The organism is Flavobacterium rivuli WB 3.3-2 = DSM 21788, from assembly GCF_000378485.1.
Classification (GTDB): Bacteria; Bacteroidota; Bacteroidia; order Flavobacteriales; family Flavobacteriaceae; genus Flavobacterium; species Flavobacterium rivuli.
Map to the genome: position 1 here is coordinate 50779 of NZ_KB899973.1, position 20384 is coordinate 71162.

19 protein-coding genes and 1 tRNA gene are annotated in these 20384 nt (G+C 38.7%); 8 read left to right on the plus strand and 12 right to left on the minus strand.

The window, feature by feature from the left end:
- Positions 1-31 precede the first annotated feature (31 nt).
- Positions 32-1324: an anthranilate synthase component I family protein gene (locus F565_RS0116355; protein WP_020214320.1), complete on the minus strand. Its 1293-nt coding sequence runs from the start codon at positions 1322-1324 to the stop codon at positions 32-34.
- A gap of 58 nt (positions 1325-1382) precedes the next feature.
- The gene (locus F565_RS22925) at positions 1383-1535 is read right to left on the minus strand and encodes a hypothetical protein (RefSeq protein WP_020214321.1); all 153 of its coding nucleotides are present in this window, start codon (positions 1533-1535) and stop codon (positions 1383-1385) included.
- 269 nt (positions 1536-1804) lie between these two features.
- Between F565_RS22925 and F565_RS0116365 the strand changes: the two genes are divergently transcribed.
- Positions 1805-2443 (plus strand): DUF4159 domain-containing protein, encoded by a 639-nt coding sequence (locus tag F565_RS0116365; RefSeq protein WP_020214322.1) that lies wholly within the window; start codon positions 1805-1807, stop codon positions 2441-2443.
- Between the two features lie 67 nt (positions 2444-2510).
- Here the strand turns inward: F565_RS0116365 and F565_RS0116370 are convergent, their stop codons facing one another.
- The 4 genes from F565_RS0116370 to pyrR form a co-directional block, all read right to left on the minus strand.
- A complete protein-coding gene (locus F565_RS0116370) occupies positions 2511-3416 on the minus strand; it encodes a ribonuclease Z (RefSeq protein WP_026300116.1) in 906 nt (301 codons plus the stop codon).
- Between the two features lie 58 nt (positions 3417-3474).
- Positions 3475-3807 (minus strand): hypothetical protein, encoded by a 333-nt coding sequence (locus tag F565_RS0116375; protein WP_020214324.1) that lies wholly within the window; start codon positions 3805-3807, stop codon positions 3475-3477.
- A gap of 135 nt (positions 3808-3942) precedes the next feature.
- Positions 3943-4872, minus strand: coding sequence for an aspartate carbamoyltransferase catalytic subunit (locus F565_RS0116380; protein ID WP_020214325.1), 930 nt, complete (start codon positions 4870-4872; stop codon positions 3943-3945).
- A 26-nt stretch (positions 4873-4898) separates the two neighbouring features.
- Positions 4899-5426 (minus strand): bifunctional pyr operon transcriptional regulator/uracil phosphoribosyltransferase PyrR, encoded by a 528-nt coding sequence (pyrR, locus tag F565_RS0116385; RefSeq protein WP_020214326.1) that lies wholly within the window; start codon positions 5424-5426, stop codon positions 4899-4901.
- A 171-nt stretch (positions 5427-5597) separates the two neighbouring features.
- On the opposite strand from pyrR, the gene F565_RS0116390 reads away from it, so the two are divergent.
- Positions 5598-9380, plus strand: a complete 3783-nt coding sequence (locus tag F565_RS0116390) for a T9SS type B sorting domain-containing protein (RefSeq protein ID WP_020214327.1) — start codon at positions 5598-5600, stop codon at positions 9378-9380.
- Between the two features lie 93 nt (positions 9381-9473).
- The gene (locus F565_RS23045) at positions 9474-9641 is read left to right on the plus strand and encodes a hypothetical protein (protein ID WP_020214328.1); all 168 of its coding nucleotides are present in this window, start codon (positions 9474-9476) and stop codon (positions 9639-9641) included.
- A gap of 73 nt (positions 9642-9714) precedes the next feature.
- On the opposite strand, the gene F565_RS0116400 is transcribed toward F565_RS23045, so the two are convergent.
- From F565_RS0116400 to F565_RS0116410, 3 genes are read right to left on the minus strand one after another with little or no spacing between them, the layout of a single operon-like run.
- Positions 9715-10107 (minus strand): ankyrin repeat domain-containing protein, encoded by a 393-nt coding sequence (locus F565_RS0116400; RefSeq protein ID WP_020214329.1) that lies wholly within the window; start codon positions 10105-10107, stop codon positions 9715-9717.
- 48 nt (positions 10108-10155) lie between these two features.
- A complete protein-coding gene (locus F565_RS21840) occupies positions 10156-10758 on the minus strand; it encodes an ankyrin repeat domain-containing protein (RefSeq protein WP_231559643.1) in 603 nt (200 codons plus the stop codon).
- Positions 10700-11083 carry an ankyrin repeat domain-containing protein gene (locus F565_RS0116410; RefSeq protein WP_020214331.1) on the minus strand — a complete coding sequence of 128 codons (384 nt, stop codon included), beginning with the start codon at positions 11081-11083 and terminating at the stop codon, positions 10700-10702. The genes F565_RS21840 and F565_RS0116410 overlap by 59 nt, the downstream gene beginning before the upstream one ends.
- Positions 11084-11701: 618 nt before the next feature.
- On the opposite strand from F565_RS0116410, the gene F565_RS0116420 reads away from it, so the two are divergent.
- From F565_RS0116420 to rhaT, 4 genes are all read left to right on the plus strand, one after another.
- Positions 11702-11782 (plus strand) — tRNA-Tyr (locus tag F565_RS0116420).
- A 291-nt stretch (positions 11783-12073) separates the two neighbouring features.
- Positions 12074-13375 carry a site-specific integrase gene (locus F565_RS0116425; RefSeq protein ID WP_020214333.1) on the plus strand — a complete coding sequence of 434 codons (1302 nt, stop codon included), beginning with the start codon at positions 12074-12076 and terminating at the stop codon, positions 13373-13375.
- Positions 13376-13528: 153 nt separating this feature from the next.
- Positions 13529-13714, plus strand: coding sequence for a hypothetical protein (locus F565_RS0116430; RefSeq protein ID WP_020214334.1), 186 nt, complete (start codon positions 13529-13531; stop codon positions 13712-13714).
- A 198-nt stretch (positions 13715-13912) separates the two neighbouring features.
- Positions 13913-14950, plus strand: a complete 1038-nt coding sequence (gene rhaT / locus F565_RS0116435; protein ID WP_020214335.1) for an L-rhamnose/proton symporter RhaT — start codon at positions 13913-13915, stop codon at positions 14948-14950.
- Positions 14951-14994: 44 nt separating this feature from the next.
- Here rhaT and F565_RS0116440 read toward each other — a convergent pair whose 3' ends face one another.
- Entirely contained in the window at positions 14995-15747 is a 753-nt protein-coding gene (locus tag F565_RS0116440) for an NUDIX hydrolase (protein WP_020214336.1), read from the minus strand.
- A gap of 202 nt (positions 15748-15949) precedes the next feature.
- Between F565_RS0116440 and F565_RS0116445 the strand changes: the two genes are divergently transcribed.
- Positions 15950-17617 (plus strand): alpha-L-rhamnosidase-related protein, encoded by a 1668-nt coding sequence (locus F565_RS0116445; RefSeq protein WP_020214337.1) that lies wholly within the window; start codon positions 15950-15952, stop codon positions 17615-17617.
- Between the two features lie 167 nt (positions 17618-17784).
- Here the strand turns inward: F565_RS0116445 and F565_RS0116450 are convergent, their stop codons facing one another.
- Both F565_RS0116450 and F565_RS0116455 read right to left on the minus strand, forming a co-directional pair.
- Positions 17785-18933 carry an alpha-hydroxy acid oxidase gene (locus F565_RS0116450; protein ID WP_026300117.1) on the minus strand — a complete coding sequence of 383 codons (1149 nt, stop codon included), beginning with the start codon at positions 18931-18933 and terminating at the stop codon, positions 17785-17787.
- A 64-nt stretch (positions 18934-18997) separates the two neighbouring features.
- A complete protein-coding gene (locus tag F565_RS0116455) occupies positions 18998-20374 on the minus strand; it encodes an FGGY-family carbohydrate kinase (protein WP_020214339.1) in 1377 nt (458 codons plus the stop codon).
- Positions 20375-20384 lie beyond the last annotated feature (10 nt).

Consider the following 20384-nt stretch of genomic DNA (forward strand, 5'->3'; position numbering starts at 1 on the left):
AAAGGTAATAATTTTTGATGTAACCCTTCTCTTATGCCTTCTCTAAAACACTCCTCATCGCCCCCGCTTTAAGCAAACATTCTTCATACTCACTTTCCGGCATTGCCTCTGCCGTGATGGCACTCCCTACAGAGAATGACACATATTTATTTGATTCATTATAAAGAATGCTACGAATAACCACATTAAAATCAAAGTCGCCATAGGGTGTAAAGTAGCCGATTGCACCGCTGTAAAGCCCACGTCTGGTTTCTTCAAGTTCCTCAATGATTTTCATCGCAGATATTTTTGGAGCCCCCGTCATACTGCCCATAGGAAACGTTGATTTTATAACATCAACAGGAGAATATCCGTCTGCAACATGCGAAACAACAGTTGATACTAAATGGTGTACCTGCTTAAAAGTGTAGGCACCGCAAAGTTCTTCTACGTTTACAGATGCCTTTTCGGCGGTGTGCGACAAATCGTTACGCACTAAATCGACGATCATAATATTTTCAGACCGTTCTTTTTCATTTACTGACAGTTCGTGTTTTATAGCATCGTCATCAATGCTATCAGTACTTCTTTTAGCGGTACCTTTTATAGGCTGAGATATAATTTTAGTTCCGTCTTTCCTTATGTACCTTTCGGGTGAAGCGCACAACAAATAATTTTTATGATTTTTAAAAAACGCTGCAAACGGAGGTTCGGAAATAGCATTTAGCCTGGTATAGGTTTCGAGTGGATTTATAACGACATCCTCTGCATAAAATTCCATACAGAAATTAGCCTCATAAATATCGCCACGATATATGTGGTCAAGCATTTGCCCCGCTTTATCAAGATAGCTTTCTTTAGAAATCCTTTGATTAATCTTAATTTCAGATTTCAGATTTGAGATTTCAGATTTGAGATTTGAGATTTCCTGAAAATCCGCATCTATCTCATAATCGCACATGTTTAAATAACATATTTCGAGCTGACTGCCTTTTAGTAAAAAAAGCTTTTTAGGCTGAAAGAAAAACAGATCCGGAAAACCCAGGCCATCATGGTTAGCAGAATATAAAACCTCAGTATCATTTTTAAGGTCATAAGAAAGGTAGCCAAACAACCAGTCTTTAGTAGTTTGCTGATAGGTATTTAAATCTTCAAACGCATTTAAGTAATCTGTTTGAACAGAGGTTAATGCGTCTACTGCAAGAACAGCATCATAACTGGTGTAACGCTGCTCATAATTATTACTATCTAAAAAAACCACTTCGCGAAACTGCTGTGACCATTGCAACAACTGTTGTTTAAAGTGGTTTGTATCTTGAATTATAAGTATAACAGAAGTTCTCAATCAATCGTAATTTGGAGTACCAAAAATACTACTTTTTAAACTTTAATTCCTTATCACTCTATTTTACTTCTTTCTTAGCATCTTTTGCTCTCTCTTCTTTTTCTTTGGCAAGTTTATCGTTTGCCGATTCATTTACATAATTTTTTAAAGTATCATAAAATCCTTTACCTGTTTCTTTGTCATCTTTATCATCAAATTCTAAAATACTCATATTTAATTCATTTTATTTTGTAAACTTATATATCTTAAATTTAATAATAGTATGTTTATAATATTTTTTGCAATAATAATGTTTAGAGTATAAATTTGGAATAGTTTATTTTACACTATTATCAAAAGTATACGTATTGAAAGTTGCTATAACTGTTGTGCAAAATAACCGATTTTTACAAAGGGTTTAATTATATTTGCTTTCATAGTAATTGTTTTTAAAGTTAAAATTAATTTATCACTTCCAGCAATTATATATGTCCATCAATAATGAAAAAGCTTCTTTATATATTTTTATTTTTTCCTGCATTGCTAATGGGTCAGGAAATTGCGGTACTTAAATATTCCGGCGGAGGTGACTGGTATGGTAACCCTACATCATTGCCTAACCTGGCTAAATTTTGTAATCAAAATATAAGTACTAAAATAAACCCTAAAACAGCTACTGTAGAGGTTGGCAGTGCCGATTTATTCTCCTACCCTTTTGTACACATGACAGGGCATGGCAATGTGGTATTTAGCGATAATGATATTATTAACCTGCGCAACTACTTAACATCGGGCGGTTTTTTGCATATAGATGACAACTATGGTATGGATAAGTATGTTCGCCGTGAAATAAAACGCCTGTTCCCAGATAAAGAGCTTGCCTTAGTACCATCGAGCCATGAAATTTTTAAAGGGCCATTCCCATTTGCACAAGGATTACCTAAAATACATGAGCATGATAATAAAGCACCCCAGGCATGGGGTATATTTAGCGATGGCAGGCTGGTATTGCTCTACACTTTAGAAACCGACCTTGGTGATGGCTGGGAAGATATGGAAGTGCATAACGACCCTGTTGATGTGCGCACAAAAGCACTTAAAATGGGTGCTAATATTTTAAACTACGCCTTTAAAAATTAAAAAAACAAACACGAATTTCATGAATTTACACTAAATCTTCACGCTTATTTGTGAAAATTCGTGTAAACTAAAACTCAAAAACCTTACCATCATCTGCTATTTCTGAATTTTCAAAAATAGTCCTGGCTTCAGTTTTAAAGCGTTCTATAGAATCATATCGGGTTGAAAAATGGCCTAATATAAGCTGCCCGGCATTAGCTTTTTTAGCAATAGTAGCTGCCTGCATAGCGGTACAGTGCATTGTTTTTTCGCAGTACTGTACTTCGCTTTCCAAAAATGTACTTTCGTGGTATAAGACATCTACATTCTTGATAATTGGCACTATAGCTTCGGTATAAACAGTATCGCTGCAAAAAGCATAGCTTTTAGCAGGAAGCGGGTCAAAAGTTAATTCTTCGTTCGGTATTGTCCGGCCATCATCAAGCGTAATGTCGCCTCCCCACTTAATTTTACGGTAGTAGCATAGGTCGATTTCATAATTCTCGACAGCCTCAATATTTAGCTTGCGCTCACCGGCTTTTTCTTCAAATAAATAACCGTTAGTATATACCCTGTGCCGTAGCGGAATTGTTGTTACCCTAACCTTATCATCTTCAAAAACAACTACAGATTCTTCCGATTCTAACTCATGAAAATAAAGGTTATAGCTCGTCCATGAGTTGGAAAGTTTTAATTGCAGTAACGTAATTTCCTTAATTCCTTTAGGGCCATATACATGCAAATCGGTTTTACGGCCAAGAAGGGCAAACGTGGATATTAAACCTATAAGCCCATAAAAATGGTCGCCATGCAGGTGCGATATAAAAATGTGGTTTATACGGCTAAATTTAAGTTTATGCTTTCTTAACTGCACCTGTGTACCCTCGCCACAATCTATTAAAAACATTCTGCCCTTCATTTCCAGCAATTGCGCTGTAGGGTTAGTCATTGTTCTGGGCGTGGCAGCATAGCAACCAAGTATGGTTAAAGTCATTTTGAGAAGATGTTAGATGGAAGATATCAGATAATAGATGGTAAACAAAAGACTTAACTTAAAAACCTAAATCGCGCTCAATTTCTTCCATTTCTATAATATCATGGGCTTCAAGGAGTGTAGGTACAATTACCATTTCATCGGGGGCTTCATCATAATCAAAATTAGGAGCCACAAGCACCAGCGATTTTTTACCTTTACGGTGTTTGTTACTCAGCGGTAAAAAAGCAAGCATGCCATTAAGCGATAATTCACCATCCAGGCTGAGGTCTAAAATAAGGTTTTTACCTTTGTAGCTGTTGTACTGCTCTGTAACCTTTTCAAGAAAGGCACTACTGCTTCCCTGAGTATCTTTTATGGTAATAGTATGTCCTTTTTCTTCTACTTTCATTTTTTTGAGGTACTGAGGTTCTGAGTGTCTTAGGTACTTAGAAATTAAAGCTGTAAAGTAGCTAAGTTACAAAGTTATGTATTGCGTAAACTGTCAGTTTACAATTATTTATGATTGAAATCTACCTTAATTAAATTATTGCTTAATCTTACTTGCAAGCAGGTAAATAACTGCCATTCGTATTGCCACGCCATTCTCTACCTGGTCTAAAATAACCGATTGCTGGGAGTCGGCTACATCGCTGCTTATTTCTACCCCGCGGTTTATAGGCCCCGGGTGCATTACAATAATTTCTTTATTAAGCGAGTCAAGTAATTCTTTATCAAGGCCGTACTGCTGTGCATACTCACGGGTAGAAGGAAAATAATTAACATCCAGCCTTTCGTTTTGTACCCTTAGCATATTGGCAACATCTGCCCACTCTAAGGCTTTACGAAGGTTAGGTTCTACCTTTACACCAAGCGAATCTATATATCTTGGTATAAGTGTTTTTGGCCCGCATACCCTTACTTCTGCACCCTGCATTTGTAAAGCAAAAATATTAGATAGTGCTACGCGGGAATGTAAAATATCGCCCACAATAACCACTTTTTTACCGCCTACCTCACCCAGCTTTTCGCGGATAGTGAAGGAATCCAGTAAACCCTGTGTAGGGTGTTCGTGCGCGCCATCGCCGGCATTAACAATACTTGCTTTAACATTTTTAGATAAAAAGTGGGCTGCACCAGGCCTTTCGTGCCTCATAACAACCATATCTACCTTCATCGCAAGTATGTTATTTACAGTATCTATTAGGGTTTCCCCTTTTTTAACGGATGACTGCGCTGCCGAGAAACTGATAACATCTGCACTAAGCCTTTTTTGTGCCAGCTCGAACGATAGCCTTGTACGCGTACTATTTTCAAAAAAAATGTTGGCTATGGTAATATCCCTAAGCGATGGGACTTTTTTAATAGGCCGGTTTATAACTTCCTTAAACTGGTCTGCCGTTTCAAAAATAAGGTCGATATCATTTTTATTGATATATTTTATGCCTAATAAATGATTAACGCTTAAATCTTTCATTGTTGTCGTGTTGTTGCAGTTAAGCCTTAAATTAAATATACGGTATCTTCTCCATCATTCTCTACCCACGATACCTTTACCTTTTCGCCGTTTATAGCATCTACCTGCCTGCCCCTATAATCCGGCTGAATGGGTAAATGGCGGCTAAAGCGGCGGTCTATGAGCACCATAAGCTCAATCTCTGCCGGACGCCCAAACGATTGTATGGCAGTAAGTGCGGCTCGAATACTACGGCCGGTATACAATACATCATCTACAAAAACTACCTTTTTATTTTCTACTACAAAGTCAATTTCGGTAATGTTTGCCTGTATATCAGTACGCCTAAAATCGTCCCTAAAAAAAGCAATGTCTAAAAAACCAAGCTTTATAGCGGGTACATTATATTCTTTTTCGAGTATATCTTTAATACGTTTGGCTACAAAGCCCCCGCGCGGCTGAACGCCAATAAGCACGGTATCGGAAAAATCGAGGTGTTTTTCTATTAACTGGCAGGCCAAACGATGAAGAATGATATTGACTTCGCGAGATGTAAGCAATATTTTATGGCTCATAATGCGGTGTTGTGTTTGGTTTGTAAAAGTAAGGCATAATATTTAAAATTAAAAATATTGTTTTTTTGAAAATTACTATAACAATATAGCTTATAAATTTTAACAGGATATTAAGATTGCTATATTTGTGCTATAATACACCACCACCAACCTATATTACACCATACCAGCATGAAAATAAGATTACTCCTCTTATTGCTACTTTTAAGTTCGGCCTGTTTTAGCCAGGAAATTTGCAATAATGGCATTGATGATGACGGGGACGGCAAAATAGACCTAAATGACCCTGACTGCCTTTGCAACAGTACACCTGTTCCTTCTATAATACCCAATGCGTCTTTTGAAAATTATACAGAATGCCCGTCGCAATTTTCGCAGTTAAATTATGCTACTAACTGGGTACAGGCTACAGAGGCAACTACAGATTATTTGAATACCTGCGGCCTTATACTTAATGGAGTAAACGACATGAGTAATATATTAATGCCCTTCCCATCAGGAAACGGTATTGTAGGTGCCATCTTTTCGCCCAATTGGAATGAATACCTGGGCAGCTGCCTTACATCGCCCATGCTGGCAAATACCAATTACCAGCTTACATTTTCTATAGCATCGCTGCCCATAGAAGATTATGGGGGGAGCTGCAATGGCGGTAATATATATTACGAGCCCGTAAATATAACTATTTATGGCACCCAAGATTGTGTTAACCTCCCTTTGGCTACAACAATTGCTCCTACTTTAGTAAGTAACGAGTGGGTGGTACTGGGCAGTGCATTATATACACCGCAGTCTAACTGGGGGCAGCTTACCATATCTTTTACTCCTGCTACAAACATAAATGCCATTATGATGGGTGCTCCCGAAAATTTACCCCCATTATACTACGGCAGTGATTGCCTCCCTTACTTTTTATTTGATGATCTTGTTTTAAACGAGTCATCACTTTTTGGTTTAAACATTAGCCAGACAGGTACTTTTTGTGGTAATGACCTTATTTTAAGGGCTAATCCATCTATACCTGTTAGCTCGGCAGCTACCTATCAATGGTATAAAGGAGGTATTGCAATTCCCGGCGCTACATTATCTACTTATCCTGTGGCTTCTACCCCGGGCAACCTCGCACAATTTTCAGTAAAAATAATAGATGGCGAAAATTGCTTTGTAGCTCCAAGATATACTATAAATGCATCTACCCCTGCACCACAGCTTACAGCACTGCAGCCTAATTGTTTTACACAAACAGGAACTATAACAGTTACAACGCTATCTGATTTTTATAGTTTTGATAATGGCGTTACCTGGGGCACAAATCCTGTATCTGAGCCACTGGTACCGGGACGTTACTACATAAAAACAAAAACAACAACGGGTTGTGTATCTATTGCCAATGCTGTAAATCTTACCGATTCGAGCATAGTTAACTATATAGATTATACTTACGATAATCCCGGATGTGCCACAAATGGCAGCATAACTATTACCAGTCTCGGTTCGCAATTTAGTTTTGATGGTGGTTTAACCTGGAGTTCAAACAATACTGCCAGTTTGCCTTTTGGTAACTACAACATTAAATTAAAAGATGCTACGGGATGTGTAACTGGTGAAAATTATGCCTACCTGCAGGAATTTTACCTTGATTATCCATCAGTAACATCTGTGCAGCCCACCTGCGCTACACCAGGCAGTATTACCGTAAATACCCCTGCAGAAAGCTATAGTTTTGACGATGGTGCTACATGGGTAAACACGCCAACCTTAAATAATTTAACCCCTGGTGTTTACCTTATTAAAATAAAAAATGCACAAGGCTGCACATCCTCATCTTATTATGAATATCTGTATGAGCAATATATAGATGGCCCACAGGTAGATATAGCCCAGATAACCTGTGCCACACCCGGAAGTATTAGTATAACTACCCCAGCTGCAGAATATAGTTTTGATGGCGGCATTACCTGGGGTACTAATCCTGTAAAAAGTATTACTACAGAGGGGTATTATGAGGTTATTATAAAAAATTCTGTGGGGTGCAGGTCTTACCCATACGGGTTTTATATATATGAAGATCTTGTTGCCGCACCCGAAATAACAACCGTACAACCCTCATGTGGTACTGCCGGCAGCATAACTGTAACTACACCGGCTGCAGAGTATAGTTTTGATGGCGGCTATACCTGGACAACAAATGCTGTATTAAGCAATTTAAATGACTACCAGTACTATGAGGTAAAAATAAAAAATAACAATGGATGCCTGTCGTATGGCAATTATGCAGGCATTTATCCATCTTATGATACTCCGCAGGCACCTTATGCAGATGTTATACAGCCGGGGTCGTGTACGGCACCCCTGGGCACAATAACAATAACTTCATCTGCCTCTTTGTATAGTTTTGATAACGGGGTAACCTGGACAAGCAATAATATAGCTACACAACTGGCACCGGGAGAGTATAAACTTAAGGCAAAAGGTTTTTCAGATTGCGAATCGCCTGTAACGCTCGTTACAATTAACATTCCGCTTGCACCGCCTGTGGCGCCTGCAACAGTTATTGTAAATCCTACGTGTACAGTTGCGACCGGTACTATCTCTATTACAGATGTTACCCCTTTTTATAGTTATGATAATGGCCGTAACTGGGAAACAAACAACAGTGCATCTTTACTGCCGGGAACTTACCTGGTAAAAACAAAAAACGCAGCAGGATGTGAATCGCCCGCCACAACAGCCACAATACAGGACACAGGAGCACCAGGCCTGCCCAATTATTCTGTAGTGCAGCCTAATTGTTTTTCTATTGGCGGCACAATTACAACAACTACAATTGCAGAAGCTTACAGCTTTGATAACGGTGCTACATGGGGAATATCAAACATATCGTCGCCATTACTGCCCGGAGTATATTTTATAAAAATTAAAAATGCGACAGGATGCGAATCTGATAGTGTAAGGATCGTTATCACGCCGGATATTGTACCATTACCGCGCGTGCGCAACCTTACTTATTGTAAAGACCTCAGGGCAGTACCACTTACCGCTACAGGGACTGATTTATTATGGTACAGTACAGATGTAGGCGGCACTGGCATCAGCATTGCCCCTACACCATCTACGGCTGCTACGGGTATAACTATATGGTATTTAACCCAGACAATTAATGGCTGCGAGAGCGAACGTGCAGCAATGTCTGTTACGGTTTTAGATAACTTACCGCCACCCGTTGTACCGGATACATTTATGTATTGCCAGGATGAACCTACAGTTAGCCTGTATGCCGAAGGTATAAACCTGCTATGGTATACAACAGAAGATGGTGGTACGGGCAACCCGGTTGCTCCTTTACCTGCCAGCAATGTTGCGGGTACATTTAATTATTTTGTAAGCCAGTCCGGCGAACGGTGCGAAAGCAACAGGGCTAAAATTACAGTCATTATAAAACCTACACCTGAAGGGCCCGAAACAGAGACAAATGTTGTTTACAAACACCATAACCCAACAGTGCAGCTAACAGCTCGGGGTGATAAGTTAACCTGGTACAACAGCAGCATGGAAGAACTTTATACTGCACCTACGCCTTCATCTGAAAATATTGGTTCTAAAGTATATTACGTTAAACAGACTATTGATGATTGTGAGGGAAAGCCTGTAAAAATTGTTGTTACCATTATACCAAATTACATTACCATTGCTTATCCGCTATATTTTTCACCTAACGGCGATGGCATAAATGAAACATGGAATATTTACACACCACCATTTAACATAACGGCTACTGTGTTTATTTACGACCGTTATGGTAAATTTATAGCACAGCTTACTGCTCCGGGCAAGGGCTGGGACGGAACATCAAACGGGAGCATGCTTCCTGCAACAGATTACTGGTTTAGTGTGTTTTATACAGAATATGGCGTGGGCAAAGAATATAAATCGCATTTTAGTTTGATACGATAATTACTTAATATTAACCCAATTAATTTATTTTTAAGAAAATCCTCACGGCATAGTTTTACCTTTAATGTATAATTAACCTAAAAACAAAACACTATGCAAAACAGGATCATAAAATTAGGAGCGTTTGCCATGTTGCTAACCTTATTAACAGGATGCGAAGCAATAGGCGACATATTTAAAGCCGGTATGGGCTTTGGTATTTTTATAGTAATAGCCGTTGTGGTACTAATTATTTGGCTGTTAAGTAAATTCAGAAAGTAAATAAGTCATGACCAACTTATACGTATAAAAAAAGCACCTTTTAAAGGTGCTTTGTTAATCTACTACACAATATTTACGCATTAAGTGCTTTCTCTATAACTATAGCAGCTTCCTGAGCATTAGAAAGTTTTGCATACTTAAGAGCCGTAAGCCCGCTCTCGTTAATAGTTTTAGCGTTAGCGCCATTTTCCAGTAATAGGCTTATAATCTCTACCTGGTTATAACGTGCAGCTACCATAAGAGGGGTCATACCGTTAGATTTTTCGTTAACGTCTGCACCATATTTTATAAATTTCTTAACAGCGTCAAGATCTCCTTTTGCAACCGCAGCGGCAAGCGGTGTAGTGTTTTTGTATTTAGTGACTAACCCAAATTTTGAAACATGGCTCCCGCTTGCTGTGGCTGTGGCTACATTACTGAATAATGCTATTAGAGCAAAGCTTAAATAAATGATTGACTTTTTCATGATGATTATTTTGATGATTGATTTGTTGATGATATTATACAGTCCTGGTTATATAGCAGAGCGTTTTGTTGATTGTTTTTTGTTTAACGCGATTGCGGTATTTTCTTTTGCTATCACGGCAACAGCATCGTGGGCGTTGCTGAGCTGCGCATATTTTAAGGCATTAAAACCTTTTGCATTTGTTTCTTTTAAGCTTGCACCATTTGCTATCAGCAAATTCATTATTTCTACCTGGTTATAACGAGCAGCAAGCATTAGCGGTGTCATATCGTTAGATCGTTCGTTAATATCTGTACCATAAGCAATAAATGCTTTTACAGATTTTATGTCGCCTTTAGCAATAGCAGCTGCAAGCGGTGTTGCGGTAATTTCTTGCGGTGAAGTACTAACGGCTAAAGGTGCTGATACTGATGATGCTATCGCCACATTACTAAATAACATTAATGCAAGACCTAAAAAGATGATTGATTTTTTCATGATAACTGATTGATTTGATGATTGTTTGATAATTAATGATTGATTGGTGTTGGAATGCACGGCCCCACCTGCCGGATGGGCTGGAAAAATTATAAAATTTAAATAGAAATTATAGTTATGCTTTTGCTTTAGTAAGAGCATCTGCTGCCTGGGCAGCATTGCTAAGCTTTGCATATTTTAGCGCATTAAAACCTTTACTGTTAGTTACTTTTACACTTGCCCCATTTTGAAGCAGCAGATTGATTATTTCTACCTGGTTGTAACGGGCGGCGAGCATTAAAGGTGTCATGTCGTTAGATTTCTCATTAATGTCCGCTCCATAACTTATAAAGGCTTTTACAGATGTTACGTCGCCTTTAGCAATTGCAATTGCAAGGGGTGTTGCGTTAGTGTATTCTTTTTTAACAGGGACAGTTGATGACGCTGCCGATACAGATGCCATTGCTACGTTACTGAATAAAGTTACTGCAAGGCCTAAAAAGATGATTGATTTTTTCATGATGATTGATTGATGATATTTGCTGATTAAGCAATTTGAAATAATAGTTTTTTGATTGACGATTGATTGGGTGCTTTGTTACAAAGCTTATTGATTGATGATTTGATTGTTATTGATGATTGATCCGTTTAAAGTAATAGACGACGATGACCACGAAATGGTTACAGTAAAATTTAGTTTTAACATTTATTTAACAATATTTATCTTGTTATGCCCGCATACTATAAACACTTAAACGTACTGTTAACAATACAAATGAAGTAAAAAAGATATCGTATATATTGTGCTCAATTATTTTAAAAAAATGATAACAATGCTTAATAATTAGTAGTGAGTATACAAAATAGATTCATATATACATATTCAAAAACTTATGCATTGAGCAATAATTGTTCATAATCTTAATTGCTATAATTATTTATACTTAATGATTAGTGGCAGAAAAAACCAATAAGAGAGCTTAGTAATTATTTTTTTTAAAAAAAATCAATTTACACAAACCTTACTTTCAGCAACTTAAAAAATAGATTAAAAAACACTCGCAAATATATTTGTATATTTAAAAAACAGGCTTATATTTGCAACCGCAATGAGGGTAATACTTTACTGCATGGCCATGGGGAGATACTCAAGCGGCCAACGAGGACGGACTGTAAATCCGTTGAGAAATCTTCGAAGGTTCGAATCCTTCTCTCCCCACGAAATGGGTAAAATAAGGGAAATTAATACTTTTCCAAATTTTTCAAAAACCCACAAAAATCGTGTAAAACCTGCAAATTCAAGGATTTGCAGGTTTTTTTATTTTTACCCCTGCAATCAAAGTTTATAAAGAAGGCCAAAAGTTTTGTGGCAGATTCGTGGCAGTTTTAAGCCCGAAAAAAACTGCCATAAATTTTAGTTTAATTAGCTGATAATTAACATGTAAAACAGCTTTACATCTTGATTTTAGAACGGTATAATTCTATATTTATTAATTTAAAATATTGAGTTATGTTAGAAAGCAGTTTTGGACTCTCCTTCTTTTTGAAGGCTCCGCAGAAATCAACAAAATTGAGATTCATTTATCTCAGGGTAATAGTAGATGGGTTAGCTAAAGAAACCTCTACCAAACGTAGATGGGATCCTTCACGCTGGGACCAGAAGACCGAACGGGCAATTGGCAGTAAAGAAGATGCAAAGGCCCTGAATTTCTTTCTGGATTCGCTGTTGATGAAAATAAACGAATGCAAAACCGAACTTCTGTACAGCGGTAAATTTGTGACTGCACAGAAAATCATGGACTATGTTTTGGGAAGGATAGCCCCCAGGGTTAAAGTACTGGAAGAGTTCAAGCGTCATAACCAGGAGATGGAAGCCTTAATCGGAAAAGGATATGCCAAAGGTACCCTGGATCGTTTTTCCATCACTATCAACCATGTGGGCGCTTTTATCCGGATGAAATACAATTGTGACGACTTGGAATTTTCAGACCTGAATTTTGAATTCATAAAAGACTTCGAGTTTTTCTTAAGGACCGTTAGGAACTGTAGCAATAATACCACCTTAAAATACATTGCCAATTTTAAGAAAATTGTCCTAAGGGCCATAGACAAAGAAATTATCATCAAAGACCCTTTTAAAAATTTTAAAAGCAGGAAAACCAAAGTAATTAAAAAGCCTCTTACCTCTCAGGAGCTCTACGAGCTGGAAAGGCATTATTTCACCACTGACAGGCTTAATGTAGTAAGGGATGTGTTCGTATTCCAATGTTATACCGGCCTCGCTTATATTGACGCCTACCAGCTTAAAAAGACCGATATCAAAAAAGGTATTGATGACGAATTCTGGATTATGTCCGCAAGGCAGAAAACAGGCTCTACGACTAATATACCCCTACTCCCGCAGGCGCTCGCCATTATCGAAAAGTATAAAGACCACTCATTATGCATGGAACGTGGAACAGTATTGCCTGTCACATCCAACCAAAAGATGAATGAGTACCTAAAAGAAATAGCCAATCTGTGCGGGTTTCCCTTTACACTCAATACACATATGGCCCGCCGGACTTTCGGCAGCACAGTAACCCTTAAAAATAATGTGCCCATCCATATTGTAAAAGAAATGCTGGGCCACCAATCGGTAAAGCAGACCGAAGCCTATGCAATTACCGAACAGATGACTATTGGCCGCGAAATGTCATTGTTAAACAAAAGGATAAATGAGGATAAACCTGAAATGTCACCGGGAGATATTGCAGTGCTTTGCAGGCTGGAAAGGGAAATAAAAGCGATAAAAGAAAAATATAATATCTAGGTAATATAATAACGGTAATCTTTCAAGTTCGGTTTATCCATCTTGTGACTGAAACTGATTTTGAAATGTCATTAGTAATGGAAAATAAATCCCTTAACTGGTCTGCTACTTTTCTGTATTACCGCTATATTAAAAATTATCGCACTTAAAAATATGGCTCGTAACTGGATGGTATACCTTACTGAAAATGGTAAGCTTTTGTTTGATGCTATTAAAATAGATGGAGCCGAACTTGCGCAACAGTATAAAAAAATATTAGGCTCTGGCAGGTATGAAAAGATGATTGACAGCCTTCTTGACCTTGTTATGTTCCACGAGGCTATAGAAAATGAGAAATAGGCATTTTAACACACAGGCAAAAGACGATTGCCTGACTAGGGCAACAGGCGACTCAAATTCCAAGTCAAAAGCAATGATTAATTAAATTTTTTCACCAACTTTCGCATGACGGTACAGGATAAATTAATCTTAAAATATAATTAATATTGTGACTTAAAAATCGATTGCGTTTATCTCAATCTTGCTAAAACTTAAGGTATGTTTTATTTTTTGGGCGTTTTATTTCATATGGTTGGTGGAGTGGCTGCTGGAAGCTTTTATCTCCCTTACAAGAAAGTCAAAGAGTGGAGTTGGGAAAATTACTGGATGGCAGGAGGTTTATTCTCTTGGATAATTATTCCGTTTTTGGCGGCGGCAATTACTATCCCCAATTTCTTAGAGATTATTTACGACAATCCTAATTACCTCATTTGGCCTATCATATTTGGGTTATTGTGGGGGATTGGCGGTTTAACATATGGTTTGGCAATGCGCTATTTGGGGATCTCTTTAGGGAATTCTGTAATATTAGGGTTTAGTTCAGTATTAGGTGCGCTGCTACCGGCAATTTATTACGATTTTAAGGGAGACCATACGCATTCATTTAGTCACATGCTTGCGACCCCTGGAGGCAAGATGATACTGTTAGGTATTGGCGTTTGTGTTTTGGGAATTGCAGTTTCAGGCCGTGCCGGAGTGCTTAAAGAGCGGGCGATAAAAACGGTTAAAGGTTCTGAAGAATTTCAGCTTAAAAAAGGGCTGCTGTTAGCCATCCTGTCAGGTACATTGAGCTCCTGCTTTAATTACGGTATTGAGGCAGGAAGGCCTTTAGCAGCATTGGCCTTTAAAAATGGAAGTTTAGAGCTTTTTCAAAACAACATAACTTTCTTAGTTGTGCTATGGGGAGGTTTTATTACCAATGCCTTATATTGCATCTATCTCTTTATGCGGAATAAATCATTTGGGGAGTATTCGGATACGAACCGCCCCTTAGTCAAGAATTACGTTTTCTCGGCAATTGCTGGGGCAACCTGGTTTTTACAATTTTTTTTCTATGGTATGGGGGAAAGCCGGCTGGGTAATGGTGCAGGCAGCTGGATTTTGCACATGTCAACCATTATTGTCGTTGGTAATCTTTGGGGCTTATACCTGAATGAATGGAAAGGATCGAGTGTTAAAGCCAAATACACTATGGCAGGGGGTGTGTTCATTTTACTTTTATCAGTTATAATAGTTGGCTATGGAAGTGCCATTTGATGTACTGTAATATAAAATTATCCGTACTCAGGCATGCGCGACATTTACCAACTATCCTGAAAGCCATTCTCTAGAGCTTTTTGATATTGTTGTGGATCAAATTTGTACAGGTTTGGCGACGTATGGGCAAAACCTGTTACCTTTTCGTTGAGTTTAATTAATATATTATATCGCATCATCCTTCTGTAAAAATTTCCCCTGTTTAATTTTTTATCTAAAATAACCTCGTAGAGCCGTTGGAGCTGAGGCATTGTGAATTTTTCCGGCAAAAGATTATATCCTATAGGTACATAATTAAGGTCACGTCTTAATTGCATTATGGCACCTTTATAGATGTCTTGATGATCCATTCCGAGTTTTGGAAATTTCTCAATATTATGCCACAAACATGCATCTGAAAATGTATCAATTGTTGGGTCTAGAGAAGTAAAATCAATAAGGGCGTAGTAACCAATGGTTACGAAACGTTTTTTATGAAAGAGATCATCTGGCATCTCGGAAAAGAAATCTTCGGACCTCCGGATTGCGCCGTATGTTTTGAATTGAGTAAGAAATATATTACTCGCACCAGTCCTGTGCATCAATATTCGATGTGCTGCGTTAAAAATATCCTCGCCTTTTTCTACAAACCCTCCAGGCAGTAGCCAATTTTTTTCGCCGTCAAGACGTACCAGTAATACTTTCAGGCAATCGTTATGAAAACCAAATATGACACAGTCTATCGATATATGGGGCAAATACAAATCCACATATTCTTTCGAGGAAGCCAATAATTTCTTTTTCAATTCTTCTTTCATACTTCAAAGATAAGTGCCTAGCAATAAATTTCAAAGCAATTGCATATAAAGCTATTCCTGTATCATAATTCTGCAACATCACTATTAAATCTCTCGCTGATTTACAATTACGCAATAAAGATCGATGAAATAACAGTACGCTACAGGATGGATTTTAGATGAACTGTTATTACATTTGAAACACTTAATTACCATTTTAATCATGATATCTACAAGACCATTGACAAACTTTATTTTACTATTACTATTCGTATTACCATCCGCAATTTATTCTCAGGACTTTTACGATAATACTCAAAGAGAAAAGTGGTTAAAAATTGCTAAAGATAATACGCCAGCCTTAGTTGAAACTATAAAAAAACCAGTTGGTGCTGTAAAAATTATAGCAGATGCAAATGCATTTCAGGGTTACAAAGCAATTTCCTCACAGAGTGTATCTGAGGTATATAAAAAATCGTTCAAACAGCAATCCGGAACTGTTCTTGATTTTGGTCAACACCTTACAGGGCACGTTACAATTACAATAAATACATTAAACAGTGTACAAGATGCACCATTAAGATTTAAACTTACTTTTGGTGAAGTACCTGCAGAAGTTGCTGTTCCCTTTGATCCATATACAGGTGGTTTAAGCAGGGCCTGGCTACAGGACGAGATAATAACAGTAATGGAACTACCGGCTACAATTACAATTCCACGGAGGCTGGCTTTCAGATATGTGAAAATTGATGTCTTAGGCAGCTCACCCTATTTTGATTTTACTATCAACGACCTTACATGTGTAGGAACTACGTCTGCGGTGAATACTCCGGATGCGTTGGCAAGTTCGACTTCTGCATTAATGGCACAAATTGATGCAGTAGGATTAACAACGTTAAAAGAATGTATGCAGACTGTATTTGAAGATGGACCCAAGCGCGATCGAAGACTTTGGATAGGCGACTTGTACCTTCAGGCACAAGCAAATACATATTCTTACAAACAACATGATCTTACTAAGCGATGCCTTTATTTATTAGCTGGATTGGCACAGAAAGATGGCTTTCTATATTGTAATGTATTTGAGTCGCCCCAACCTCACGCCCAGATTGGGTCACCCTTTCTATTTGACTATGCATTATTATATAATGTTCTATTAAAAGACTATCTGGAAGCAACAGGTGACAAACAAACCGCAATTGATCTTTGGCCCGTTGCAAAAAGGCAGATGGATAATATAACTACGTATCTGAATAGTAATAACATATTTGATGCTGAAAAAGCTGCTAAGAACGGGTGGTGGTTATTTGTGGACTGGAATGATAAACTGGATCGCCAAGCCGCTTTACAAGGAATTATGATTTTTAGCATGAAACAAACATTAGCTCTTGCTAAAAGATTGAATAAAGAAAAGGAGGTTAGCCAACTACCGGGGCTAATTGACAAAATGAGTTCAGCAGCGCTTAATACATTATATAGTAAAGATCAAAAACTATTTGTAAGTGGTCCAACTAAACAAGTCTCTTACGCTTCACAATCATGGCTGATTATTGCTTGTGTAGTTAAGAAAAAAGAGGCACAAACAATTCTTAAATCTTTACAAGCCAGCAAAAATGCAATAAAACCAGGTGGGCCTTACCTTTATCACTATTATGTTCAGGCCTTAATTGACAGCGGTTTGAAAGAAGATGCAAAAAAGATCGTAGCAGAGTATTGGGGAGGGATGGTCAATAAAGGTGCGGACACTTTTTGGGAGGTTTATGACCCCTCAAATGAGCAATTATCACCTTATAATTTTTATCCTGTTAACAGCTATTGCCATGCCTGGAGTTGTACTCCGATATATTTCATACGGAAGTACCCGGAAATTTTTCAGGCAAATAGTAAATAAGGATATCCGAATTCCTAGCGGTTTAACTTATCAAAAAATACAATTAAGAAAGGCTGCCCGTTTTAGGCAGCCTCTTCTTTTTAAAAAAAACAATTAATTTGAATTTGGCAAAGACAAAGTAAAAGCCCAATATCTTTAGTACACTGGCTATTATAAACCTGCTCCTATTATTTTATAAGGTGGTTAGGCATATCCTCTACCCTCTCGCAGCACACCTGTTCCATAACCTGCTGTAGCTGTATCTTTAGTAACGAAATAGCATGGTTGCCCCCCTCATTACCCAACGCCGCAACGCTGTACATAAAGGTACGCCCCAGGAAGGTAAAGTCGGCACCACTGGCAAGGGTACGGGCTACATCAACCCCGGAACGTATACCGCTGTCCATCATTACTTGTATCTGGCCTTTGTATTTTTCAACTATAGGGTGAAGCGATGCAATAGCACTTTGGCCGGCATCGAGCTGGCGGCCACCATGGTTAGAAACTATAACACCATCAAAACCAAGGCGTATTGCCATTTCTACATCTTCCTCGCTTGCTACGCCTTTAAGTACCAGTTTGCCTTTCCACTTATCGCGTATAGGTGCTATGCGCTCTTCGTTAAGCCTGCCCGAAAATGTACGGTTCATAAACTGCCCCAGCTGCTTCATGTTCATCCCCTTTTCCATGTAAGGCTTAAGGGTTTCAAACGCAGGCTGCCCGTGTATAAGTGTTTTTAGCGCCCACTCGGGCCTGCCCAGTATCTGGAGTATGTTTCGTACCGACATACTTGGCGGCATAGCAAGGCCATTACGCACATCGCGCGGGCGGAAGCCAAACGTAGGCACGTCGCTAAGCGCAACCAGTACAGGATATTCGGCATCGGCTGCACGTTGTATAATACTGTCCCTTACCTGTGCCTCTGCCGGATGGTACAACTGGTACCAGGCACGCCCGTGGGTAATTTCGGCAATACGCTCTATACTCGCCGTAGTAACGGTGCTCAATATGAACGGTATGTTATGCTCATACGCTGCTTTTGCAAGGATCTCGGGCGCGTTTGGCCACATAAGCCCCTGCAACCCTACCGGCGATATACCAAAAGGCGCATCATAGGTATGGCCAAACAGCTCCGTCTTCATTTCCGACCTGGTATGCTTGGTCAGGTAATACGGCTTTAGTTCGATATCACGAATTTCGGCAGTATTTTTAATAAGGTTTACATCTTCATTACACCCACCATCCAGGTATTCAAAAGCAAAGCGCGGTATCTTGCTCTTGGCTTTTTTTATAAGGTCGTCTACCGACGGATAGGCACTGTTATATTTTAACTGCATTGTAATTTTTTTAGTCATTTATTAAGCCTTTCGGCTCAATGTCCAGCACTGTTTTTAACTATAGTTATACATCAAAAAACAGCGGCACAAGTTTTTTCATGCGGTAATTTTCCTTTAGGAATTTTGAGGTTACCTGCTTGTCTGATATCACCATGGCAGCCCCTAAAGCCGAACCTAATGGCGACTGCGTAGAAAGTACCTTAAAACTGCTAAAATGGTGCGACATAAGTTTCATGAACACATCATTATCGGTAAAGCCGCCATCTATATAAATGGTTTTTATTTCGCTGTTGCCTATGGCATTGTTTATGGTGTCTATCTGTAGTTCCATAAGCTCTATCATCAGCTGGTGGTAGGCTTCTTCAAACGTATCAAAAGGCTCCAGTTCGGTTTCCTGAGGCAGCCTTTGCAGGGCAATGCCTTCAAACTTAAAGTACATAGCCGGTTTTTCCATCAGCTTCAGGTACATATCCTGGTCAAACTGTACTTCGCGGTGGTAGCCGTATTCTTTTTTGTAGTATTCGGTAAGCTTTTCTACCTGCAGGCGGTATTCGTTACCCATAAAAAAACGGGATGCTTTTACTCGCTTGCCATCTATACGAAGGTAGTTAAGGCTGTTGTTCTCTATATCTGCTTCGGTAAGGCTTTCAGAATTATAGGGGTTAAGGGCAATACTCCACGTTCCGGTAGAGAGTAACAGGAACGGTTTTTTCTTGCTTAAAATATACGGCAGCAATGCCGACGAGCTGTCGTGTATACCTACCCCTATTTTTATCTTCTTGTCTTTATAGGTAGTATTTATACTGGCCGATGTAGGCACTATAGGCGGCAATATTTTATCGATACCTTCGGCATGCACCCACTCGTGGTAATCTTCTGCATCATAATCCCAAAGGGATGTATGGCAACCAATACTGGTGTACTCGCTTACTGGTATGCCCGTAAACAAATACGAAAGGTACTGCGGCAGGTGCAGGCTGTATTTTATTTGGCTGAATATCTCAGGCTTTGTCTGTTTTATCCAGTACAGTTGCAATCCCGAATTAAGCATGCCTGCGGGAGGCGATGCTGTTTTGGCTGCTATGGTAAGTGCTTCACCGTATTTTTTATAGAACCCTTCCATAACATCTTCCGGCATATCTTTAGTATAATTGTACAGCGGTGTTAGCGCCTTACCTTTATAATCCAGATGCACGAGGCTTGCCCCGTATGATGAGAAATTTAATGTCTTAACATCAAATCCAGGGTTTTCAAGCACTGTATCAAACGTATCCTTCATCCATTTCTTAAGCGCTTCGAGGTCTTCAGTTTCGTAGCCGTCTTCATCAACGGTTAAGGGAAGGTTTACATACTGCCTGTGTACCTCATTGTAATCATCATCAAAGAGGAAGAATTTTTTGTTGGTTTTACCTATATCAAATACCGCGTTAACTTTTACCATCATTCACTTT

Excerpts from the sequence above, each read along its gene's own strand:
- F565_RS22925 (WP_020214321.1), bottom strand. The coding sequence starts at position 1,535 with ATGAGTATTTTAGAATTTGATGATAAAGATGACAAAGAAACAGGTAAA.
- F565_RS0116365 (WP_020214322.1), top strand. The coding sequence starts at position 1,805 with ATGAAAAAGCTTCTTTATATATTTTTATTTTTTCCTGCATTGCTAATG.
- F565_RS0116370 (WP_026300116.1), bottom strand. The coding sequence starts at position 3,416 with ATGACTTTAACCATACTTGGTTGCTATGCTGCCACGCCCAGAACAATG.
- F565_RS0116375 (WP_020214324.1), bottom strand. The coding sequence starts at position 3,807 with ATGAAAGTAGAAGAAAAAGGACATACTATTACCATAAAAGATACTCAG.
- F565_RS0116380 (WP_020214325.1), bottom strand. The coding sequence starts at position 4,872 with ATGAAAGATTTAAGCGTTAATCATTTATTAGGCATAAAATATATCAAT.
- pyrR (WP_020214326.1), bottom strand. The coding sequence starts at position 5,426 with ATGAGCCATAAAATATTGCTTACATCTCGCGAAGTCAATATCATTCTT.
- F565_RS0116390 (WP_020214327.1), top strand. The coding sequence starts at position 5,598 with ATGAAAATAAGATTACTCCTCTTATTGCTACTTTTAAGTTCGGCCTGT.
- F565_RS23045 (WP_020214328.1), top strand. The coding sequence starts at position 9,474 with ATGCAAAACAGGATCATAAAATTAGGAGCGTTTGCCATGTTGCTAACC.
- F565_RS0116400 (WP_020214329.1), bottom strand. The coding sequence starts at position 10,107 with ATGAAAAAGTCAATCATTTATTTAAGCTTTGCTCTAATAGCATTATTC.
- F565_RS21840 (WP_231559643.1), bottom strand. The coding sequence starts at position 10,758 with ATGCAAAGCTTAGCAATGCTGCCCAGGCAGCAGATGCTCTTACTAAAG.
- F565_RS0116410 (WP_020214331.1), bottom strand. The coding sequence starts at position 11,083 with ATGAAAAAATCAATCATCTTTTTAGGCCTTGCAGTAACTTTATTCAGT.
- F565_RS0116425 (WP_020214333.1), top strand. The coding sequence starts at position 12,074 with ATGTTAGAAAGCAGTTTTGGACTCTCCTTCTTTTTGAAGGCTCCGCAG.
- F565_RS0116430 (WP_020214334.1), top strand. The coding sequence starts at position 13,529 with ATGGCTCGTAACTGGATGGTATACCTTACTGAAAATGGTAAGCTTTTG.
- rhaT (WP_020214335.1), top strand. The coding sequence starts at position 13,913 with ATGTTTTATTTTTTGGGCGTTTTATTTCATATGGTTGGTGGAGTGGCT.
- F565_RS0116440 (WP_020214336.1), bottom strand. The coding sequence starts at position 15,747 with ATGAAAGAAGAATTGAAAAAGAAATTATTGGCTTCCTCGAAAGAATAT.
- F565_RS0116445 (WP_020214337.1), top strand. The coding sequence starts at position 15,950 with ATGATATCTACAAGACCATTGACAAACTTTATTTTACTATTACTATTC.
- F565_RS0116450 (WP_026300117.1), bottom strand. The coding sequence starts at position 18,933 with ATGCAGTTAAAATATAACAGTGCCTATCCGTCGGTAGACGACCTTATA.
- F565_RS0116455 (WP_020214339.1), bottom strand. The coding sequence starts at position 20,374 with ATGGTAAAAGTTAACGCGGTATTTGATATAGGTAAAACCAACAAAAAA.